The following is a 17,263-nucleotide window of genomic DNA, read 5'->3' on the forward strand; positions in this document are numbered from 1 at the left end:
TGATCTACTCGGAATCTGCGCGGGGCCTACGCCGGGGAAGGGGCGGCGGGCCAGTTCCCGACCGTCAGGACCCAGCCGTCCTCGTGCACCAGCCGCGCCCCCAGCCCCATGGACTGCAGCCAATCGGCGGCCTCATGCCCGTAGGCGAGGGCGGCGGTGCAGGCCGTGCCGGCGTCGACACAGCTGTCGGCCGTGACCGAGACCGTGCGCCACGGCCCGCGCGGCTGCCTGCCCGCCAGGCGGTCGACGAGGCGCGCGACTCCGCCGGACGCCGGACGCTCCAGGGCCGACAGACCGCAGGTGGCCAGCCCGCACGGCGCCCGCAGCAGGATGTCCCGGCCGAGCGGGTCGTCGCCGCGCCGTGCCTCGCGGGGATCTTCGGTGATCCGGATCCGCCAGCCCCCGGCGGGGGGCGGCCCCGCCACCGAGACCTTCTGGTCGAGCGAGAAGAGAACTCCGCACCGCGCCTCGCCGGCGGCGAGCTCGGCGGCCCGGTCGACGGCGAAGGGCTTGGCCGTGGGCCACAGGTCGAGGGTCGCCCCCGCGGGCAGCCGCACCGACCCCGGCGGCTCGTCGATCACGATCGAGCGCCAGGCGCCCCTGGGGGCGCGGACGAGCGGATCGGCCCGGCCCCCGGTCACCTCGGCCGCGTGCAGGGCCGTCCACAGCAGCGCGTGGAACGTGGCGCCGACCTGGACCGGCCGGCCGGCCGCCGCGTGGACCCGCGCCAGGTCGCAGTCGCCGCGGTAGGCGTCGCAGGCGGCGTCGATGTCGGCGATCACGCGGTCGACGGCCTCGCGGGCGATGCCGAGGCGGTCCGGCTCGGTCACCGTCACCGTCGCCGTCGCGCCCCAGAGCGGAAAGCTCTGCGACACCGGCGCGGGCGCGCCGGTGTCTCCGGGCTGCGATCGTTCCTGCTGGTTCAACGGGTTCACAGTGTCTCCTCGGGTCTCGGACGCGCGGCCCACGCGGCGCTGAAGCGCCCACGCGGGAGCGGCGCGTACCGACACGCGGGCCCGGTGCCGCCGGGCCCGGTCTCAGCCCACGGGCACGACGTCGGCGGCCCGGTCGGCGGGTCGCACCCGGCCGTCGGGCGTCAGCTCACCGCCGTCGTCGAAGATCAGAACTCCGTTGCAGAGCAGGCCCCACCCCTGTTCGGGGTGGTAGGCGACGAGGCGGGCCGTGTGGTGGTCCGGGGCGGTCGCGGGTGGGCAGGGTGGCTGGTGCTGGCACATTTCGAGCCCCTCGGTGCACGCAGGGTGCGGTGGCTACCTAAAGAGCATGTCCCGGGCACCGCCACGGGGAACGGGGGTAAACCCCCATGTCGCTACCCATCCCCCCGGGGGACCGAGGGTCGGCCGCCGGCCGTCCCCCACCACGAGGTGCCGCTCTACAGGGTGTTCCCGGTGGAAATGGGTGTCAGGCCCGATGGTCCGGCGAACGCCGATGACGCATGGTGGATGCCAGGCCATCACGGGATGGCCCCTTGCTTTTCTGCGGGAAAGGGACGACGTCGGATGACCACGAACGTGGGGGACAGTGCTTCCGGTACGCATGCGCTGAACGACGCGGCGACGCGGGAGGTCCGGCAGCGCCTGGAGGAGGAGCGGCGCACGCGCGCCTCACAGCTGGCCGTGCTGGAGCAGGCGGTCGAGCGGTCTCCGCTGGAGCAGGTGGAGGCGTCCGACTACACCCGCCTGGAGAACCTGCGGCAGAGCCTGGTGGAGATCGACGGTGCGCTGCGGCGGCTGCAGGAGGGCACCTACGGCAAGTGCGAGGGCTGCGCGCAGGCGATCCCGGCCGGGCGGCTGGAGATCCTGCCGTACGTGCGGTTCTGCGTGCGTTGCCAGGGCCGCGGCGACCGCGGCGCCCGCTGAGGCGGAGGCGAGCGATGCAGCAGGTGTCCGGAGCGCCGCCATGCGGCCGGTTGGACGGCTGGCACGTGCTGGTGCCGCGCGCCGCCCACCAGGCCGGTGAACTGTCACGGTGCCTGCGCCGGTACGGGGCGGTTCCCTGGGAGGTGGCGATGATCGCGGTGGAACCGCCGCGGTGCGTGGCGTCGCTGGATCGCGCGCTCACGCGGTTGCGGGAGGGCGCCTACGCCTGGGTGGTGTTCACGTCCGTCAACTCCGTGCTAGCGGTCGGGCGGCGGCTTGCCGCTCACGGCCTGGACGGGCGGGCGCTGAACACCGCGAAGGTGGCCGCGGTCGGCGACCGTACGGCGGCGGAACTGGTGCGGCTGGGCGTGCGGGTCGACCTCGTCCCCGGCGGCGAGCAGTCCGCCGAAGGGCTGCTGGCCTGCGAGGCGCTGCGACGCGCGCCGGACGCGCCGGGGCGGGTGCTGCTGCCGCACTCCGACATCGCCCGCGACACCCTGGCGGTGGGCCTGTCCGAGCGGGGCTGGCAGTGCGACGCGGTCGTCGCCTACCGCACGGTGGCGGCCGCCGCGCCGCCCGCCGACGTGGTGACGGCGATCGCGGACGGCCGGTTCGACGCGGTGGCGTTCACGTCGTCGTCGACGGTGCGCAACCTGCTCGCGCTCGCCGCGGCGCCGCCGCCGTCGACGGTGATCGCGGCGATCGGGCGGCAGACCGCCGAGACGGCGCGCGAGCACGGGCTGCGCGTCCACGCGATCGCCCGGCGGCCCTCGGCCGGCGAGCTGGTCGCGGCGCTGGCCGGATACGCGGCCTCGGCCGGGCACATCCCCTCGCCGCGCGGCGCTCCCTTCCCCGCATAGAGCCGGATCCCCCCTGTCGCCTCCTGGAGGGGATCCTGAACGCTGCCGGGCCCGGGGCGAACCCGTAAGTACACCGCGCAAACACGGGTTCGTTTGGAGCCACCCGGGCCCGGCAGCCTCCCGGGCTCACAGCCCGGTGGAGGTTCACAGGATCCGGACGGCGGTGCTTCCGGAGACGGTGACCCGGACCTCGTCGAAGCTTCCGGCCTGTTCGGCCAGCCAGACGCAGTCGGCCAGGGTCGTCGTGCGGACCTTGTGGACCCGGGCGGGACGCCATGGCCGGTGCCGCAGGAAGGCCGGCTCCACCGGATCGTCGTAGATCACCCCGTAGGCCAGGGTGACCGCGCCGATCGCCGACGGGCCGAACGGACGGGCCAGCCGGACCAGGTGGGCGCCGAGCAGCGGCTGTCCGCGCCCGGCCGGCGGGAGCAGCGAGTAGGTCAGGGGCGAGCCGCCGCCCGGATCCACCACCAGGCGGGACGGCCGCCCGTCGTGCTGGTGGACACGCGCGGTCCAGCCGGTGAGCGGTAACGTCACCTGGCCGAGGAGATCACGGTTCATCAGGTCGCAGTTCGTCAGGTCTCGGGTCATCGGTTCACTCCGTTGTGATCAACCGTGGGCCAGCAGCTTGCGCAGTGCGGCGGTCGCGGCCGCGTCCCCCACGGCCACGACCGCGTCGCCGTGGGCGAGGCGGAAGCCGGAGGGCGGTGAGGTGATCGTGCGGCCGTCGCGGATGACGGCGACGATGGACGCACCCGTCCGGGTGTGGGCGCGGGTGTCGCCGAGCGTCCGGCCGTCATAGGGCGAGACGGCCGGCACCGGAATGCGCACCGCCCGCAGCCCGTCCGCCCGCGCCCCGGCCAGGGCGCGGTTCAGGTGGGGCACGTGGTCGATGACGACCGGCAGCCCCAGCAGTTCGGCGACCGTGCGCGGTTCGGCGCCGGTCAGCACCACCGTGCACCGCACCCGCTCGGGGTCGTGCGGGTCATAGAGCACCAGGTCGCGGCGGCCGTCGCGGTGCGCCACCACACCGGCGCGCTGGCCGTCGGCGGTGGTGAACACGTAGAGGAACCCGACCTTGGGCAGGACCATCCTGTCCAGCAGCATCGACAAGCCCTTCTCTTCGTGAAACCGTCGGCCCGGTCGGCGGGTCCGCGGCGCGACCGCCGTCCGCGCGGCGGGGGCCGGGCGGACGCGGGCCAGGCCGCGGATGGTGGCGCGGTCCATGCACGGCACCTCGGCGGGCGTACAGGAACCGGCGCCGGGCGGGCACCGGGGAGGCGGGACCGGCGCCGGCTCAGGGCCCGGTCTGGTGCCGCCGTTGCTGGCACAGCACGCAGCGGCGGGCATGGGGAAGGATCTCCAGGCGGGCCTGGCTGATCGGTTCACCGCAGTCTTCGCAGAGCCCGTAGGTGCCCGCGTCCACGCGGGCCAGGGCGGCCTCGATGTCCCGCAGGGCCTGCCGCAGCGTGGCGCACCGGGCCAGCGCCGGCTCCAGCGCCGCCCGGTCGCCGCGCGTCTCGGTCTCGTGCTCGATGATCACCAGTTGCGCCGTCCGGGTGCGACGCTGCCGCTCCAGCCGCTCGCGGGCCTGCCGGGCGGCCGCCTCGTCCGGCCCACGACCGGCCGGCACGGGACGCGCCGGGGACGAGCCGCCGGCCGTGCCGCGCGCGGCACCGCTCACAGTCATGCAACAGCTCCCTTCGGCCCCCGTCAGGGTGCCCGCGGTGGTCGGTCCCTCGGTTTCTCCTCCACCATGGGTGACTGCCGTGCCGACCGCCATCGGGGGCACCACCCATTCGCCGCGTGGGGGTCCTGTATTCGCAGGTCACCGGGCATGGGTGACGGCCGGGGGCATGGGTGCCGCCCCGGATCGCCCCTCCGGGGCCGCGGGCGGCAGGATGGACCGGCGGGAGCGTTGGGCGCGCGGATCGGCACCGGGCCGGGGCGCCTACCGTGGAATCAGCGCTCGCATCGTGCACGCGAGGCTTCTCGCAGACGTGTCCGCCGTGGGACGAGGCAGGGAACGCGCGAGGATGGGACACGAACGGCTTGTGGGCCGGCCCGGCCGGGCAGGCGACGAGGGGGACGTGCGGTCAGTGCGGCTGTTCTGGCGGGTGTTCTGGCTCAACGCGCTGGTGGGGGCGTTCGCCACCGTCCTGTTGATGGTCGGGCCGTGGACGGTGTCGGTGCCCATCCGGCTGACCGAGGCGCTGGTGCTGCTGGCCGGGCTGGCGTCGATGCTGGTCGCCAACGCCGTCCTGCTGCGCTGGGGGCTGGCGCCCCTGGACCGGCTGGCCCGCCTGATGACCACCGTCGACCTGCTGCGTCCCGGCCAGCGGCTGCCGGTCACCGGCAGCCGCGAGATCGCCACGCTGATCGACACCTTCAACCAGATGCTGCAGCGCCTGGAGACCGAACGCGGGACCAGCAGCGCCCGCGCCCTGTCGGCGCAGGAGAACGAACGCCGCCGCATCGCCCGGGAGCTGCACGACGAGATCGGCCAGAGCCTGACCGCCCTGCTGCTGGACCTCAAGCGGCTCACCGACCGGGCCCCCGAGCCGCTGCGCGAGGAACTGCGCCACGCCCAGGAGACCACCCGGCACAGCCTGGACGAGGTGCGCCGCGTCGCCCGCAGGCTGCGGCCCGACGTGCTGGAGGACCTGGGCCTGGCCAGCGCGCTGACCGCGCTGGTCGCCCAGTTCGACACCCACACCACCCTGCGCGTGCGCCGAAGTCTGCACCCGGACCTGCCGCCCCTCGGCCCGCAGATCGAACTGGTGCTGTACCGGATCGCCCAGGAGGCCCTGACGAACGCCGCCCGCCATTCGGGCGCCACGCGTGTCGAGCTCAGCCTGACGCCCGCCAACGTTCCCGGCGACGGTGGTGTGCTGCTGCGCGTCGACGACAACGGCAGGGGGATCGACGGCGCCCCCGAAGGCGCCGGGATCCGGGGCATGCGCGAACGCGCCCTGCTGGTCGGCGGCACCCTCAACCTGCACACCCGCTCCGAGGGCGGCACCCGCCTCACCCTGTACGTGCCCACCGGCCCCACCACCGGTCAGGACCACCCCGGCAACCGAGATCCCGGCGAGGACATCCCATGACCGCCAGCCCGAATCCGCCCGCGCACTCCGCCGCGAAGACCCGCATCCTGCTGGCCGACGACCACGCCCTGGTGCGCCGCGGCGTCCGGCTCATCCTCGACGGCGAACCGGACCTCCAGGTCGTCGCCGAGGCCGGGGACGGCGCCGAGGCCATCGCGCTGCTGCAGGGCACCGCAGGGCAGCGGGTCGAGGCGGACCTGGCCATCCTGGACGTGGCGATGCCGCGGATGACCGGCCTGCAGGCCGCGCGGGAACTGTCGCGCCGCCGGCCCGATCTGCGGATCCTCATCCTCACCATGCACGACAACGAGCAGTATCTGTTCGAGGCGCTCAAGGCCGGCGCCGCCGGGTACGTGCTCAAGTCCCTGGCCGACCGCGACCTGATCGCCGCCTGCCGGGCGGCGATGCGCGGCGAGCCGTTCCTGTATCCCGGGGCGATCAGCACCCTGATCCGCACCTACCTCGACCAGGCCGGCGCCGGGCAGGCGCCGGACACCGTGCTGTCCCCGCGCGAGGAGGAGATCCTCAAGCTGGTCGCCGAGGGCCACTCCTCCAAGGAGATCGCCGACACCCTGGTCATCAGCGTCAAGACCGTCGAGCGGCACCGCGCGAACATCCTGGCCAAGCTCGGCATGAAGGACCGCCTGGAACTGGTGCGCTACGCCATCCGCACCGGCCTCATCGAACCCTGACCCGCCGCCCGGGAACGGCCCGCAGGTGTCGCCCGGTCGGTGGTGTCACCCGATCGGCGCGGGCACGACCGCCACGGGGCACAGCGCCTGCTGCAGCACGGTCTGGGTGACCGGGCCCAGAAGCGTCTGGGGCGTCGACCCGATCCCGCGGTCGCCGACCACCAGCAGCGTCGCGCCGTCGGCGGCGTTGAGCAGGGCGTGCCGCGGCCTCTCGACGACGAACCTGCTCTCGACCGGCACCTTGGGGTACTCGGCCCGCCACGGGGTGACGGCCTGGTCGAACCGCACGATCGCCTCGTGCCTCAGCCTGTCGGGTTCGACGAAGGGAGCCCGGTCCGGCCCGGGCAGCGCGGCGGGGTCCCACCAGCTGCACACGGCCAGCAGGGACGCGTCGCGCAGCGCCGCCTCCGCGAAGGCGAACCCGAGGGCCGCCTCGCTGGCCGGTGAGCCGTCCACCCCGACGACGATCCGGGCGCTCTCCCAGCGGGCGGGCGGCGTGTCCGCCCCCACGACGACGACCGGACGGTCGGCGCGGGAGGCGACCTGCACCGCCGTGGACCCCACCGTGAGCCCCTCGAACCCGCCGTGGCCTCGCAGGCCGAGCACGACCAGCTCGGCGTTGCGGGACGCCTGCAGCAGCACCGCCGCGGCCCAGCCCCGCTCCAGGCACCAGCGGACCTCGACGTCCCCGCCGAAGGCGAGTGCCCTGCGCACCCCTTCGCCCGTCAGGAGGGCATGGGCCTTGCGCACGCCCTCGTCGGCCACGATCGCGCCCGCGCCGCGCAGGATCTCCAGGGTCTCCTCGTCCGGCTGACGCAGCGGGTAGGGCCAGTGCCAGGCGTGGCAGACGGTGACGGGGCGGCCGCGGAGCCGGGCCTCCTCCACTCCCCAGCGCAACGCGACCTCGGCGGCCGGCGATCCGTCGTATCCGACCAGTACGGGGCGGCCACCGCCGTCCTCGCTCATGGGCCACCTCCCTTGCGGCGGGCTCGTCTCCAGCCTCGCCGGGCTGGATCCGCCCAGGTAGAGGCCGGGGGTCCCCGAGGCCGGGGACCTTCGGCCCCGCCCCGGGGCGCCGTGCCTCGCCGGGCGGGGCCACCGCCCCGCCGCGGGTTCGGCCGGGTTCAGGAGGCGCTGGGCTCGCTGGTGCCGGTCTCCAGCCAGTGCAGGGCGGTCCGGAGATCGGGCTGGTGGTAGAAGGCCTGGTCGAGGCCGGTGAGGGAGAAGACCCGCTCGACGCGGCTGGGCATGCCGACGATGACCACGGTGACGCCGCGGGCGTCGGCGCGGCGGCGGGCGCGGGCGAAGACGTTGAGGCCGCTGGAGTCGCAGAACTCCACACCGGTCATGTCCACGATCACCGCCAGGCTGGTCATGTCGATCGCCCGGCCGAGGTGCTCGTTCATCGCCGGGTGGGTGTGGAAGTCGATGGATCCGGCGGGCACGACCAGGGAGTAGCCGGCCTGCTCGGTGACCTCGATGGTGAGGGCGGGGTCAGTGCTCATCAGGGGTCGCCTGTTCTCGTGCCGGGGAGCGGGAGGGGGCATCATGACCGGTGAACGTCTCATCATGACCGGCGAACAGGGTGATGAGCGCGTTGATGTGCTGGTCGCCCTCGGCCGGATGGCGGAAGGGCCGGTCCGGGTTGATCGTGTAGGTGTTGCGGCGGCCCACCCGGGCACGGGTCAGGTAGCCGGCCTCTTCCAGGTCGTTGATGATCAACTGGGTGGCGCGTTCGGTGATGCCGATGCCTCCCGCGATGTCGCGGATACGGGCCTGCGGATTGCGTGCGACATGGATCAGCACGCGGGCATGGTTGGTCAGGAAGGTCCAGCTCTTGCCGCCGAGCGCGTCGGTGGCGCCCACGTGATCACCTCTGGCCGTCAGCGGGTCTGCGGATGTTGAACGAAGCGAATTTCATGTAATGAACTGCGCCCTAAGGGTAGCCTCTGACCGCCGGGTCACGCCACCGCGGGGAACCCTGGGTGACATTGGTCTTCCATGCACGTCAGCGTCCGCGCGGCGGCCGTCCGACGCCGGCGGGACGGCCGTCCGGCGGATAGCGGCCGGGGGACGCCGGGCCGGGACCGACGGCTCGTGCGAGCAGCATGACCAACACGCCCGTCACGAAGCCGATGACGTGCGCCAGGTAGGCGACCGATCCGGTGCCGGGGACGGTGTACCCCAGGGAGTAGAACCACTGGAGCAGGAACCACAGCCCGAGCACCGCCCAGGCGGGCAGCACGAGCGGGATGAAGAACAGGAAGGGGACCAGGCTCCACACCCGGGCGCGGGGGAAGGCCACCAGGTACGCGCCCAGCACCCCGGCGATCGCTCCCGAGGCGCCGATCAGCGGCGTGGTCGACTCGGGCGCGGCCAGCGCGAAGCCGTACGCGGCGGCGTACCCGGACACCAGGTAGAGCAGCAGGTACCCCAGCCTGCCCAGACGGTCCTCGATGTTGTTGCCGAAGATCCACAGGTACAGCATGTTGCCGAGCAGGTGCAGCCAGCTTCCGTGCAGGAACATCGCGTACAGCACCGACAGGGCCGGGATCTTCGCGTACGGGGGGCGGTCCGTCGCGCAGGCAGGCCGGCCGCCGGCGGTCTCCACGACCCGGCCGGTCGCCACCCGCGGCAGCGGCCGGTTGCCGACCAGCTCCCGGGGGATCGCCGCGTACCGGTCGTAGAAGGCCGCCTGACCGCACACGGCGCCCGGCCCCGCCTCGCCCGCCGGGGTGGCCGCGGCGCCGGGGGTCAGCAGGAAGACCACCACGTTGACCAGCACCAGCGCGGTCGTGACCAGCGGTGCCCGGCGCACGGGGTTGACGTCATGGATCGGGATGACCACAGGCTCTTGGTGCCCGTGACACCCGCTGGTCACACCGGCGGGGGCCACCCCCACGGGTCGCGCGGAGGAGGTTACGGCGCGTCCCAGGTGACCGGGAACCGTTCGGGAGCCCGCGTCGCCATGCCGGCCTTCCACACGATGTCCTGCTCGGACCCGGCGAAGCGCAGGCCCGGCAGGCGCTCCAGCAGCGTGCGCAGGGCGACCTGCAGCTCCATCCGGGCCAGCGGCGCGCCGAGGCAGTGGTGCGGTCCGTGCCCGAAACCGACGTGGGGCGCCTCCTGGCGCCGCAGGTCGAGCCGGTCCGGATCGCTGTAGACGGTCTCGTCCCGGTTGGCCGAGGGCAGGGCGACCACCACGGGTTCGCCCGCCCGAACGGTCACGCCGCCCAGTTCCACGTCTTCGAGCGCGTACCGGGCGCCGCCACCGGCGAGCCCGAGGGGCACGTAGCGCATCAGCTCCTCGACCGCGCGCGGAACCAGGCCGAGGTCCGCGCGCAGCGTCGCCAGCTGCTCGGGGTGGGTGAGCAGCACGTAGACGAAGTTGGGGATCTGCGAGGCCGTCGTCTCGTGACCGGCGACGAGGATGCCCTCGGCCAGCGCCAGCATCTCGTCCTCCGACAGCCGGTCCTCCTGGTCGCGGGCCACGACGAGCGCGCTGAGCAGGTCGTCCCTCGGCTCCCGACGGCGCTCGGCGATCAGCCCGGCCATGTACTCGCGCAGCCGCGCCACGTGCTCGGCCACCTGCTCGGGCGTGAACCGGGTGGTGGACAGGAACGCGTCCGACCAGATCCGGAAGCGGGCCCGGTCCTCGACGGGGACGCCGAGCAGCTCGCAGATCACGGTGATCGGCAGCGGCAGCGCGAAGTCCTCGACCAGCTCGGCCGGGGCGCCCCTGGCGATCATCCGGTCGACCAGCTCGCCGGCGATCTGCTCGGCGCGCGGCCGCAGCAGCTCCACGCGCCGGACGGTGAACGCCTTGGTGACCAGCCTGCGCAGCCTGCTGTGCTCGGGCGGGTCCACGCTCATGATGCTGCCGGACGGGCCCCGGTAGCCGCGGGTGCGCGGCTCGTCGCGGGACGCGGCGGCGGCGCGGCTGAACCGCGGGTCGCTGAGGACGAGCTTGACGTCCTCATAGCGGGTGGCCAGCCAGGCCGGCTCGCCGTAGGGCAGCCGCACCCTGGACAGCGGCTGGTCGCGGCGCAGTTCGGCGAACAACGGCTCCATGTCGAGCCGCTCGGGTTCGCTGAACGGGAAGGTCCTGGTCTCCGTCGTGGTCATGACGAACTCCTCACTCGCCGAAGTGAGCCCTCCCGGCAACACATGTATTCACCATACGTTTCCCTGCAAGGCCTGACAATATGTCAGAGAACTGGTCATTTCTCCCCGCGTTTAGCCCCTCCTCCACGGTCGGCCGGCAGGCGGACGCCGATGGCCACGGCCACCAGGCCGATCGGCAGGAGCGCGGCGGCGGGCCTAGCGGCCGACAGCAGTGCCGCCGCGACGATCGCACCCGCCACCAGCGCGCCGATCTGGCCCAGCGCGGCGACGCGGCCGCCGGGCCGCCCGGCGGCCAGGTCGTGCAGCGCTCCGGTGAGGGCCCCGGTCATGTAGGTCGTCGCGGCGTGCAGCCTGAGCGCGATGACGCTCTGGCCACCCATCGCCATGGACGCGAGGACCAGCAGGAACGGCCCCAGGACGGGCCCCGGGCGCCCGGCCGCCGCGAACCAGCCGGCGGCCAGGGCGGCGAGCACGGCCAGTTCGGCCACCAGCGGCCCGAGCACCGCGTCGGGCCGGCGCCGCCACAGGCGCGACCACGCGAACAGCCCGGCGGCGAACCCGGCGACGGCCTCGGTGACGGCGCCGATCCTGCCGAGGTCCGCCGTCCCGACGCCCAGTCCGGCGATGACGAGGTTGCCGGTCACGATCCCGGCGAACGCGCCGCCGAGCCCGGCGAACGCCAGCAGGTTCACCGCGCCCGCACAGGCCGCCAGCGCCGGCGCGGCCAGCGCCGCCCCTCTCGTGGTTGCGCTTGCAGCGGTTGTCGTCACGTCGCCCCCGAAGCCTCACCTGCCGGCTCGCCGCCGGCCGCGCCCAGCCCTGGTCGTCCCCGTTCCCGCGCCGTGGTCACGCGCGCCGGCGCTCCGGCCGGGCGCCCGGAGGACTCAGGAGGTCCGGACGGTGGTCGCCTGGACACACTCCGGAGTTAACTTTAGAATTCTATAGTCATCGTTTCACGGCGGCAAAGGAGGAGCGGATGTCCGCAGGCGAGGTGTCCGCCGCCGACGAGGTCGCGGAGATCTACGACCAGACGTTCTGGGGCGTCGAACTGGTCGGCGGCAGCTTCCACGTCGGCTACTGGTGGGACGAGCACGACCGGACGCCGTTCCTGGAGGCGATCAACCGGAACACCGAGATCGTGACCGGCAGGCTCGACCTGCGTCCCGGACAGCACCTGCTGGACGTCGGCTGCGGCTGCGGGGTACCGGCGATCCGCGTCGCGCACCGGGCCGACGTCCGGGTCACCGGCATCACCAACAGCCGGGCGCACCGGGACGAGGCGATACGCCGGGTCCACCAGGCCGGTCTGCGCGGGCAGGTGCGCATCGACCTGGGCGACGCCGCCGCGCTCCCCTATCCGGACGCGTCCTTCGACGCGGTGCTGTCCTTCGAGTCGCTGGTGCACGCCGACGACCGCGAACGCTGGCTGCTGGAGATGGCGCGCGTGCTGCGTCCCGGCGGCCACCTGGTGCTGACCGACCTGGTGGTGGACGTCCCGCTGTCCGACGAGGACAGGCGGGCGCTGCGGGACTTCACGCTCACCCTGCCGCACTCCGGCACCGCCATGATCGACATGGTCCGCCGCACCGGCTTCAGGCTGGAGGAGTTCGCCGACATCACCGACCGGATCAGGCCGACCTACCCCGCCTACGTCCAGCGGATGAAGGACCAGCGGCAGGCGCTGGTGGACGCCTACGGCTGCGAGAACATCGACCACTTCCTGACCGGCACGCCCCGCATCCTGGAGGTCGTGCAGGCCAGGACCGGCTACGTGATCATCGTGGCCCGCAGGCGGGAGGGCGACCTCGCGGAGCGGAGCCCGGACACCTGACCGGGCCGAGGGCCGGACGGCGCGGGCCGCGGGCGCTTCGGCCCGCGCCGTCCCCGGGGCGTCTCGCGGTCTCAGGCGGGCGCGTGCCAGACGCGCGAGGACGCGACGGTCTCGCCGCGGGCGAGGTCGGCCAGGGTGATCTGAATCCGCCAGGGGTCGAGGCGCAGCACGTTGAAGTCGGGGTCGTGGGCGCCGTCCCGCCAGACCGCGTACGGGTCGAAGCCGCGCTCGCGCGCCTCGGCCGCGACCAGGGTCCAGGCATGGCGCCGGCTCGCGTCGTCCTCGGCCCAGCGGGCCCGGCAGTCGGCGAACACGGCGTCGTGCGCGGGAGTCCAGTAACCGCAGGACACGTACGGGTTGCGCGCCAGGTGAGCGGTCTTGACAGGAGACCTGGAGGTGCTGACCCACCCGACCGGCGCACCGTCGCCGGTCTCCCACGAGACGTGCAGGATGCGGGTGCGGGGGCGGCCCTTCCCATCGACGGTGGCGACGGAGCACCACCCGATCTCGGTCGTCAGGCGCAGGAAGTCGTCGTGGAGGTCGGCGAACGGGACCTCGGTGCTGAAGGTCGCGGCGCTGGCTGAGGTCATGCCGACCAGCGTAGTACGCCACAACCCAAGGTAACTATATGAATATGAATCCTGATCCTCAACTACGACGCGGTATTGCCTGAGCCTGGGCTGATAACTATGTTTTCATGTAGCAACTTCGCCGAACCTGCTCGGAGGTCGCATGCGTGTGCTGTTCGTGGCGGCCCCGGCGATCGGGCACGCCTATCCGATGGTGCCGCTGGCGTGGGCCTTCCGCGCCGCCGGGCACGACGTGGTGTTCCTCACCGGAGGCGACGGGCGGGGCGTGGCGCGGGCGGGGCTGCCCGTGCTGGACGCCCTGCCCGGCGTGACGAGCGCCGAGCTGCTCGCCGGGTTCGCCCGCGACTTCCCGGAGCTGTTCGCGCCGATCGAGGGCGAGTCCGTCGAGGCGATGGTCGCGGCGATGGACCGGCGCAAGCCGTTCATCGTCGCGGCCTGGGACGCCTACGTCGACCACTACGTCGCGCTCGCCAGGCGCGCCCACCCCGACCTGGTGGTCTACGAGCCGTTCTGCGGCGCCGGACCGCTCGCCGCGGCCCTGCTGGACGTCCCGGCCGTCGCGCACGGGCTCAGCGCGACACGGTTCGCTCCCGAGATCCTGCGGGCGGACCCGGCGGTGGAGGCGTTCCGCCGGCACGGCGTGGAGCCGCCCGACGGCATCCCGACGATCGACGTGGCGCCGCCGGGCATCGCCGAGGGCCCGCCGTCGGACCTGGCCATGCGCTACGTGCCCTACACCGGCGGCGGCACGCTCGGCGACCTGCTGCTCGTACCGCCGGAGCGCCCGCGCGTCCTGGTAACGGCCGGGTCGCTGCTGCCGGACACCGAGTGGTCCCGTCCGGTCGAGCGGGTCATCGCCGCGGCGCCCGACGTCGACGCCGAGTTCGTGGTGACGCTCGGCCACGAGCATCCGGAAGGGCCCCCGGACCTGCCGCCCAACGTGCGCACGACCGGGTGGGTGCCGTTCGCCGCGCTGCTGCGGACCTGCCGGGCGGCCATCCACCTGGGCAGCGGCGGCACCATGCTGACGTGCTGCGCGCTGGGCGTGCCGCAGCTGGCCCTGCCGCCCACCCCCGACCGGCAGATCGAGGCCGCGCTGCACCGGGCCCGTGGCACGGCGCGCGTGCTGCGCCCCGAGGAGCTGGACGCCGGCGCCATCGACGCGCTGCTGTCCGACGAGGAGCTGCGCACGACGGTGCGGCAGGTCCAGGCGGAGATGGCCGCGCTGCCCTCCCCCGCGGAGATGGCGCTGCGGCTCACCGGCGTCGCGTACGCCGCCACACGATGAGGAGGTCGCATGGGGCGCAACGACCCCGTCGCCGCGCGGGTCGGGGAGTACTACGACGACATCGGCGACTTCGTCGAGCTCGTCGGCGGAAACCTGCACGTCGGCTACTGGACCGGGGAGGACGACGACACGCCGCTCCTGGGCGCGCTGCACCGGCTCACGTCGATGATGGAGGAACGGCTGGCGCTGCGGCCCGGGCACCGGCTGCTCGACGTGGGCTGCGGCGTGGCCGAGCCCGCCGTCCGGATCGCCCAGCGCAACGAGGTGACCGTGGTCGGTGTGACGGTGAGCGGGTGGCAGGTCGCCGAGGCGGACCGCCGGATCATCGCCGCGGGGCTGCGCGGGCAGGTGTCGGTACGGCTCGCCGACGCCGCCGCGCTGCCGTTCCCCGACGGCTCGTTCGACCGGGTGCTGGCGTTCGACTCGCTGCCGAACGCCGAGGACAAGCGGCGGTGGACGGCCGAGATGTTCCGGGTGCTGCGGCCGGGCGGGCGCTGCGTCTACTCCGAGTACCCCAGGGACCCCGGGACGAGCGAGGAGGAACTGGCGGTGCTCAAGCGATACGCGCTGTTCGACCCGCCCATCCCCGACCGGGTCACCGCGCCGGCCGAGGAGGCGGGGTTCACGGTCGTGGAGACGCTGCACTGCGGCGACCGGGTCAGGCGGTACTACGACCTGGTCCTGGACAAGCTGGCCCGCCAGCGGGACGCGCTCACCGCCCTGTACGGCCGGGAGCGGATGGAGGCGTTCGCGGCCGACCTGCGCACGTCCTACGGCATCTGCCGCAGGCGGTTGGGATACGTGATCGTCACATGTCGCAAGCCCGGGTCCTGACCCGTCCGCGCGCGCGGAAACGCCGGGCGGAAAGACAGTCACGTCAAAGATTCAGGAGGCAGGATGTCAGCCGATCTCCGGCGCCGGAAGCTGGAAAAGGTCTTCGCGTCCTTCGACACCGACCGGGACGGCGTGATCGACGAACTGGACATCACGGCGATGGCGCAGATCTGGTGCGACACCTACGGCGTCGCCCCGTCCTCGGCGCACTGGCGGTCCATCCACGGCCGGGCGCACGGGCTGTGGCGGGGCATCCGGGAGAACACCGACGGCGGTGACGCCGACCGCGTCAGCAGGGACGAGTGGGTGGCGGCCATGGACAGCCCGGGCTTCGCCGCCTTCGTGGAGCGGTCGGCCATCCCGTTCAGCATGGCGGTGTTCGCCGCGGCCGACGGGGACGGCGACGGCCGGATCACCGTCGAGGAGATGATGGCCGCGCAGAGCAAGTCGGGCATGAGCGCGGAGGAGACCCGCACCGTGTTCGCGTTGCTGGACACCGACGGCGACGGCCGCGTCTCCTACGACGAGTACGTGGAGGCCGCGCGGCAGTTCTACCTGAGCGACGACCCCGAGGCGCCGGGCAACCTGATAGCCGGCGACTTCTGAGCACGGGCCCGCGTACGCGAACGGCCGCCCTCGAATGCGCCACGCCGAGGGCGGCCGTTCGCGGTGCCGGGGTCAGCGGGCGGAGCGGCGGTGGGCGATCATGGGGAGGGAGTCCACCGGCATGGTGATGGCCGGCCGGGGGCGCGGGGTGTGCCCGGGGACGGCGGCCAGGCGCCAGCGGGCGGCGATCGTGGCCAGCGTGATGATCATCTCGGTCCAGGCGAACTGGTCGCCGATGCACGCGTGCGGGCCGACGCCGAACGGCATGAACGCGCCGCGCGGCAGGTCGCGGACGCGTGCGGGCAGCCACCGGTCGGGGAGGAAGCTCTCGGGGTCGGGGTGGATGTCCGGGTTGTGGTTGAGCGCGTGGAAGCTGTAGAGGACGGGGCTGCCCGCGGGGATCAGGTAGCCACCCAGCTCGGCGTCGCGCGCGGTGACCTTGCTGAGGAACAGGCCCTGGGTGCGCACGCGGAGCGTCTCGGTCAGCACGCGCCGGGTGTAGGCGAGCGCGCGGACGTCGTCGTATCCGGCGGGCCGTCCGTCCAGCACCGCGTCCACCTCCGCGTGCAGGCGCTCCTCGACGCCGGGGTGGACGGACACTTCGTGGAAGGTCCACGCCAGGGTGTTGCTGACGGTGTTGCTGCCGCCGATGAAGAACGTCATGACCTCGTCGTGCAGCTGCCGGTCGGTCATGGCGGGCGTGCCGTCGTCGTCGCGGGCCAGCATCATCATCGACAGCAGGTCGCCGCGGTCGGCGCCGTCGGCCCGGTAGTCGGCGATCACCCGCTCGATGGTGCGGCGCAGGTGCTTCTCGGCGCGGCGGTAGCGGTGCTCGGCCGGGGTCGGCAGGCGGGCCGCCGGGCCGGTGCCGCCGGTGACCCGCCGGAACAGCCCGCCGAGGACGACGGTGGTGGCGGCCATGAACAGGCGCCGGTCCAGCGGCGTGTCCGCCGCGAAGATCGCCTGCGTGACGTTGGCGAGCGCCAGGTCGTCCATCTCCCGTTCCACCGCGAGGCGCTGCCCGTCGTGCCAGGACGCGGCGGCCGCCGCGGCGAGGGCGCTCATGCCGGCGGCGTGGCGGACGATGCCGGTGTGGTGGAACGCGGGCTGGATCAGCGCGCGCTGCCTGCGGTGGAACTCGCCCTCGGAGGTGCCCAGGCCGTTGCCGAACATCCGGCGGAACCGCTCGGTGACGGGCCCGCCCCGGGCGAACACGTCCGGTTCGCGCTGCACCCGGCGGATCAGCCCGGGGTCGTTGACGACGTACACGCGGCGCCGGCCGAGCCGCAGCGCGCAGACCGGTTCGCCGGTGCGTTGCAGCGACAGCAGCAGGTCTCCCGGCCGGCGCTTCATCTCGAGGGCATGGCCGAGCAGCGGCCGTGCTCCCGGGGCCGTGGCGGGCGAACGAAGCGTGGTGGTCATGGGGCGGCGTCCTCCCACTCGATCCGCCGGT

21 protein-coding genes are annotated in these 17,263 nt (G+C 73.6%); 8 read left to right on the forward strand and 13 right to left on the reverse strand.

Features of this window, described 5'->3' with window-relative positions; genetic code table 11:
- Window positions 1-26 precede the first annotated feature (26 nt).
- Window positions 27-935 (reverse strand): FAD:protein FMN transferase, encoded by a 909-nt coding sequence (locus ABZ801_RS23645; protein WP_360701292.1) that lies wholly within the window; start codon window positions 933-935, stop codon window positions 27-29.
- Window positions 936-1,037: 102 nt separating this feature from the next.
- Window positions 1,038-1,235 (reverse strand): DUF5999 family protein, encoded by a 198-nt coding sequence (locus tag ABZ801_RS23650; RefSeq protein WP_360701295.1) that lies wholly within the window; start codon window positions 1,233-1,235, stop codon window positions 1,038-1,040.
- A 282-nt stretch (window positions 1,236-1,517) separates the two neighbouring features.
- On the opposite strand from ABZ801_RS23650, the gene ABZ801_RS23655 reads away from it, so the two are divergent.
- Together ABZ801_RS23655 and ABZ801_RS23660 are read left to right on the forward strand one after the other, a co-directional pair.
- A complete protein-coding gene (locus tag ABZ801_RS23655; protein WP_344952332.1) occupies window positions 1,518-1,877 on the forward strand; it encodes a TraR/DksA C4-type zinc finger protein in 360 nt (119 codons plus the stop codon).
- Window positions 1,878-1,891: 14 nt separating this feature from the next.
- Window positions 1,892-2,737, forward strand: a complete 846-nt coding sequence (locus ABZ801_RS23660; RefSeq protein ID WP_360701298.1) for a uroporphyrinogen-III synthase — start codon at window positions 1,892-1,894, stop codon at window positions 2,735-2,737.
- A 144-nt stretch (window positions 2,738-2,881) separates the two neighbouring features.
- Here the strand turns inward: ABZ801_RS23660 and ABZ801_RS23665 are convergent, their stop codons facing one another.
- From ABZ801_RS23665 to ABZ801_RS23675, 3 genes are all read right to left on the reverse strand, one after another.
- Window positions 2,882-3,328, reverse strand: a complete 447-nt coding sequence (locus ABZ801_RS23665; protein WP_344952328.1) for a hypothetical protein — start codon at window positions 3,326-3,328, stop codon at window positions 2,882-2,884.
- An 18-nt stretch (window positions 3,329-3,346) separates the two neighbouring features.
- Window positions 3,347-3,964: a TrkA C-terminal domain-containing protein gene (locus tag ABZ801_RS23670; RefSeq protein ID WP_360701301.1), complete on the reverse strand. Its 618-nt coding sequence runs from the start codon at window positions 3,962-3,964 to the stop codon at window positions 3,347-3,349.
- A gap of 70 nt (window positions 3,965-4,034) precedes the next feature.
- A complete protein-coding gene (locus tag ABZ801_RS23675; protein ID WP_360701304.1) occupies window positions 4,035-4,427 on the reverse strand; it encodes a TraR/DksA C4-type zinc finger protein in 393 nt (130 codons plus the stop codon).
- A 400-nt stretch (window positions 4,428-4,827) separates the two neighbouring features.
- On the opposite strand from ABZ801_RS23675, the gene ABZ801_RS23680 reads away from it, so the two are divergent.
- Both ABZ801_RS23680 and ABZ801_RS23685 read left to right on the forward strand, forming a co-directional pair.
- Entirely contained in the window at window positions 4,828-5,844 is a 1,017-nt protein-coding gene (locus tag ABZ801_RS23680; RefSeq protein WP_360701307.1) for a sensor histidine kinase, read from the forward strand.
- Window positions 5,841-6,536 carry a response regulator transcription factor gene (locus ABZ801_RS23685; protein WP_360701310.1) on the forward strand — a complete coding sequence of 232 codons (696 nt, stop codon included), beginning with the start codon at window positions 5,841-5,843 and terminating at the stop codon, window positions 6,534-6,536. The genes ABZ801_RS23680 and ABZ801_RS23685 overlap by 4 nt, the downstream gene beginning before the upstream one ends.
- 45 nt (window positions 6,537-6,581) lie before the next feature.
- On the opposite strand, the gene ABZ801_RS23690 is transcribed toward ABZ801_RS23685, so the two are convergent.
- From ABZ801_RS23690 to ABZ801_RS23715, 6 genes are all read right to left on the reverse strand, one after another.
- On the reverse strand, window positions 6,582-7,502 hold the full coding sequence (locus ABZ801_RS23690) for a universal stress protein (protein WP_360701313.1): 921 nt from the start codon (window positions 7,500-7,502) through the stop codon (window positions 6,582-6,584).
- 158 nt (window positions 7,503-7,660) lie between these two features.
- The gene (locus tag ABZ801_RS23695) at window positions 7,661-8,041 is read right to left on the reverse strand and encodes an STAS domain-containing protein (protein WP_360701315.1); all 381 of its coding nucleotides are present in this window, start codon (window positions 8,039-8,041) and stop codon (window positions 7,661-7,663) included.
- Window positions 8,031-8,402 carry a helix-turn-helix domain-containing protein gene (locus tag ABZ801_RS23700; protein WP_360701318.1) on the reverse strand — a complete coding sequence of 124 codons (372 nt, stop codon included), beginning with the start codon at window positions 8,400-8,402 and terminating at the stop codon, window positions 8,031-8,033. The genes ABZ801_RS23695 and ABZ801_RS23700 overlap by 11 nt, the downstream gene beginning before the upstream one ends.
- Before the next feature lie 142 nt (window positions 8,403-8,544).
- Complete coding sequence (locus ABZ801_RS23705; RefSeq protein WP_360701321.1) at window positions 8,545-9,384, reverse strand: rhomboid family intramembrane serine protease; 840 nt, start codon at window positions 9,382-9,384, stop codon at window positions 8,545-8,547.
- Between the two features lie 71 nt (window positions 9,385-9,455).
- The gene (locus ABZ801_RS23710; protein ID WP_360701324.1) at window positions 9,456-10,661 is read right to left on the reverse strand and encodes a cytochrome P450; all 1,206 of its coding nucleotides are present in this window, start codon (window positions 10,659-10,661) and stop codon (window positions 9,456-9,458) included.
- 95 nt (window positions 10,662-10,756) lie between these two features.
- Window positions 10,757-11,431: a DUF1275 family protein gene (locus ABZ801_RS23715; RefSeq protein ID WP_360701327.1), complete on the reverse strand. Its 675-nt coding sequence runs from the start codon at window positions 11,429-11,431 to the stop codon at window positions 10,757-10,759.
- Window positions 11,432-11,637: 206 nt separating this feature from the next.
- Here ABZ801_RS23715 and ABZ801_RS23720 point away from each other — a divergent pair, with 206 nt between their 5' ends.
- Window positions 11,638-12,492 carry a methyltransferase domain-containing protein gene (locus ABZ801_RS23720; RefSeq protein ID WP_360701330.1) on the forward strand — a complete coding sequence of 285 codons (855 nt, stop codon included), beginning with the start codon at window positions 11,638-11,640 and terminating at the stop codon, window positions 12,490-12,492.
- A gap of 71 nt (window positions 12,493-12,563) precedes the next feature.
- Here the strand turns inward: ABZ801_RS23720 and ABZ801_RS23725 are convergent, their stop codons facing one another.
- Window positions 12,564-13,082 (reverse strand): pyridoxamine 5'-phosphate oxidase family protein, encoded by a 519-nt coding sequence (locus ABZ801_RS23725; RefSeq protein ID WP_360701333.1) that lies wholly within the window; start codon window positions 13,080-13,082, stop codon window positions 12,564-12,566.
- A gap of 142 nt (window positions 13,083-13,224) precedes the next feature.
- Between ABZ801_RS23725 and ABZ801_RS23730 the strand changes: the two genes are divergently transcribed.
- The 3 genes from ABZ801_RS23730 (at window position 13,225) to ABZ801_RS23740 (ending at window position 15,810) form a co-directional block, all read left to right on the forward strand.
- Complete coding sequence (locus ABZ801_RS23730; protein ID WP_360701336.1) at window positions 13,225-14,370, forward strand: nucleotide disphospho-sugar-binding domain-containing protein; 1,146 nt, start codon at window positions 13,225-13,227, stop codon at window positions 14,368-14,370.
- 9 nt (window positions 14,371-14,379) lie between these two features.
- Window positions 14,380-15,204: a methyltransferase domain-containing protein gene (locus tag ABZ801_RS23735; RefSeq protein WP_360701338.1), complete on the forward strand. Its 825-nt coding sequence runs from the start codon at window positions 14,380-14,382 to the stop codon at window positions 15,202-15,204.
- 63 nt (window positions 15,205-15,267) lie between these two features.
- On the forward strand, window positions 15,268-15,810 hold the full coding sequence (locus ABZ801_RS23740; protein ID WP_344952298.1) for an EF-hand domain-containing protein: 543 nt from the start codon (window positions 15,268-15,270) through the stop codon (window positions 15,808-15,810).
- Window positions 15,811-15,882: 72 nt separating this feature from the next.
- On the opposite strand, the gene ABZ801_RS23745 is transcribed toward ABZ801_RS23740, so the two are convergent.
- Window positions 15,883-17,232 (reverse strand): cytochrome P450, encoded by a 1,350-nt coding sequence (locus ABZ801_RS23745; RefSeq protein ID WP_360701342.1) that lies wholly within the window; start codon window positions 17,230-17,232, stop codon window positions 15,883-15,885.
- Between the last annotated feature and the right edge of the window lie 31 nt (window positions 17,233-17,263).

Source organism: Actinomadura sp. NPDC047616, from assembly GCF_040642915.1.
Lineage (GTDB): Bacteria > Actinomycetota > Actinomycetes > Streptosporangiales > Streptosporangiaceae > Spirillospora > Spirillospora miaoliensis.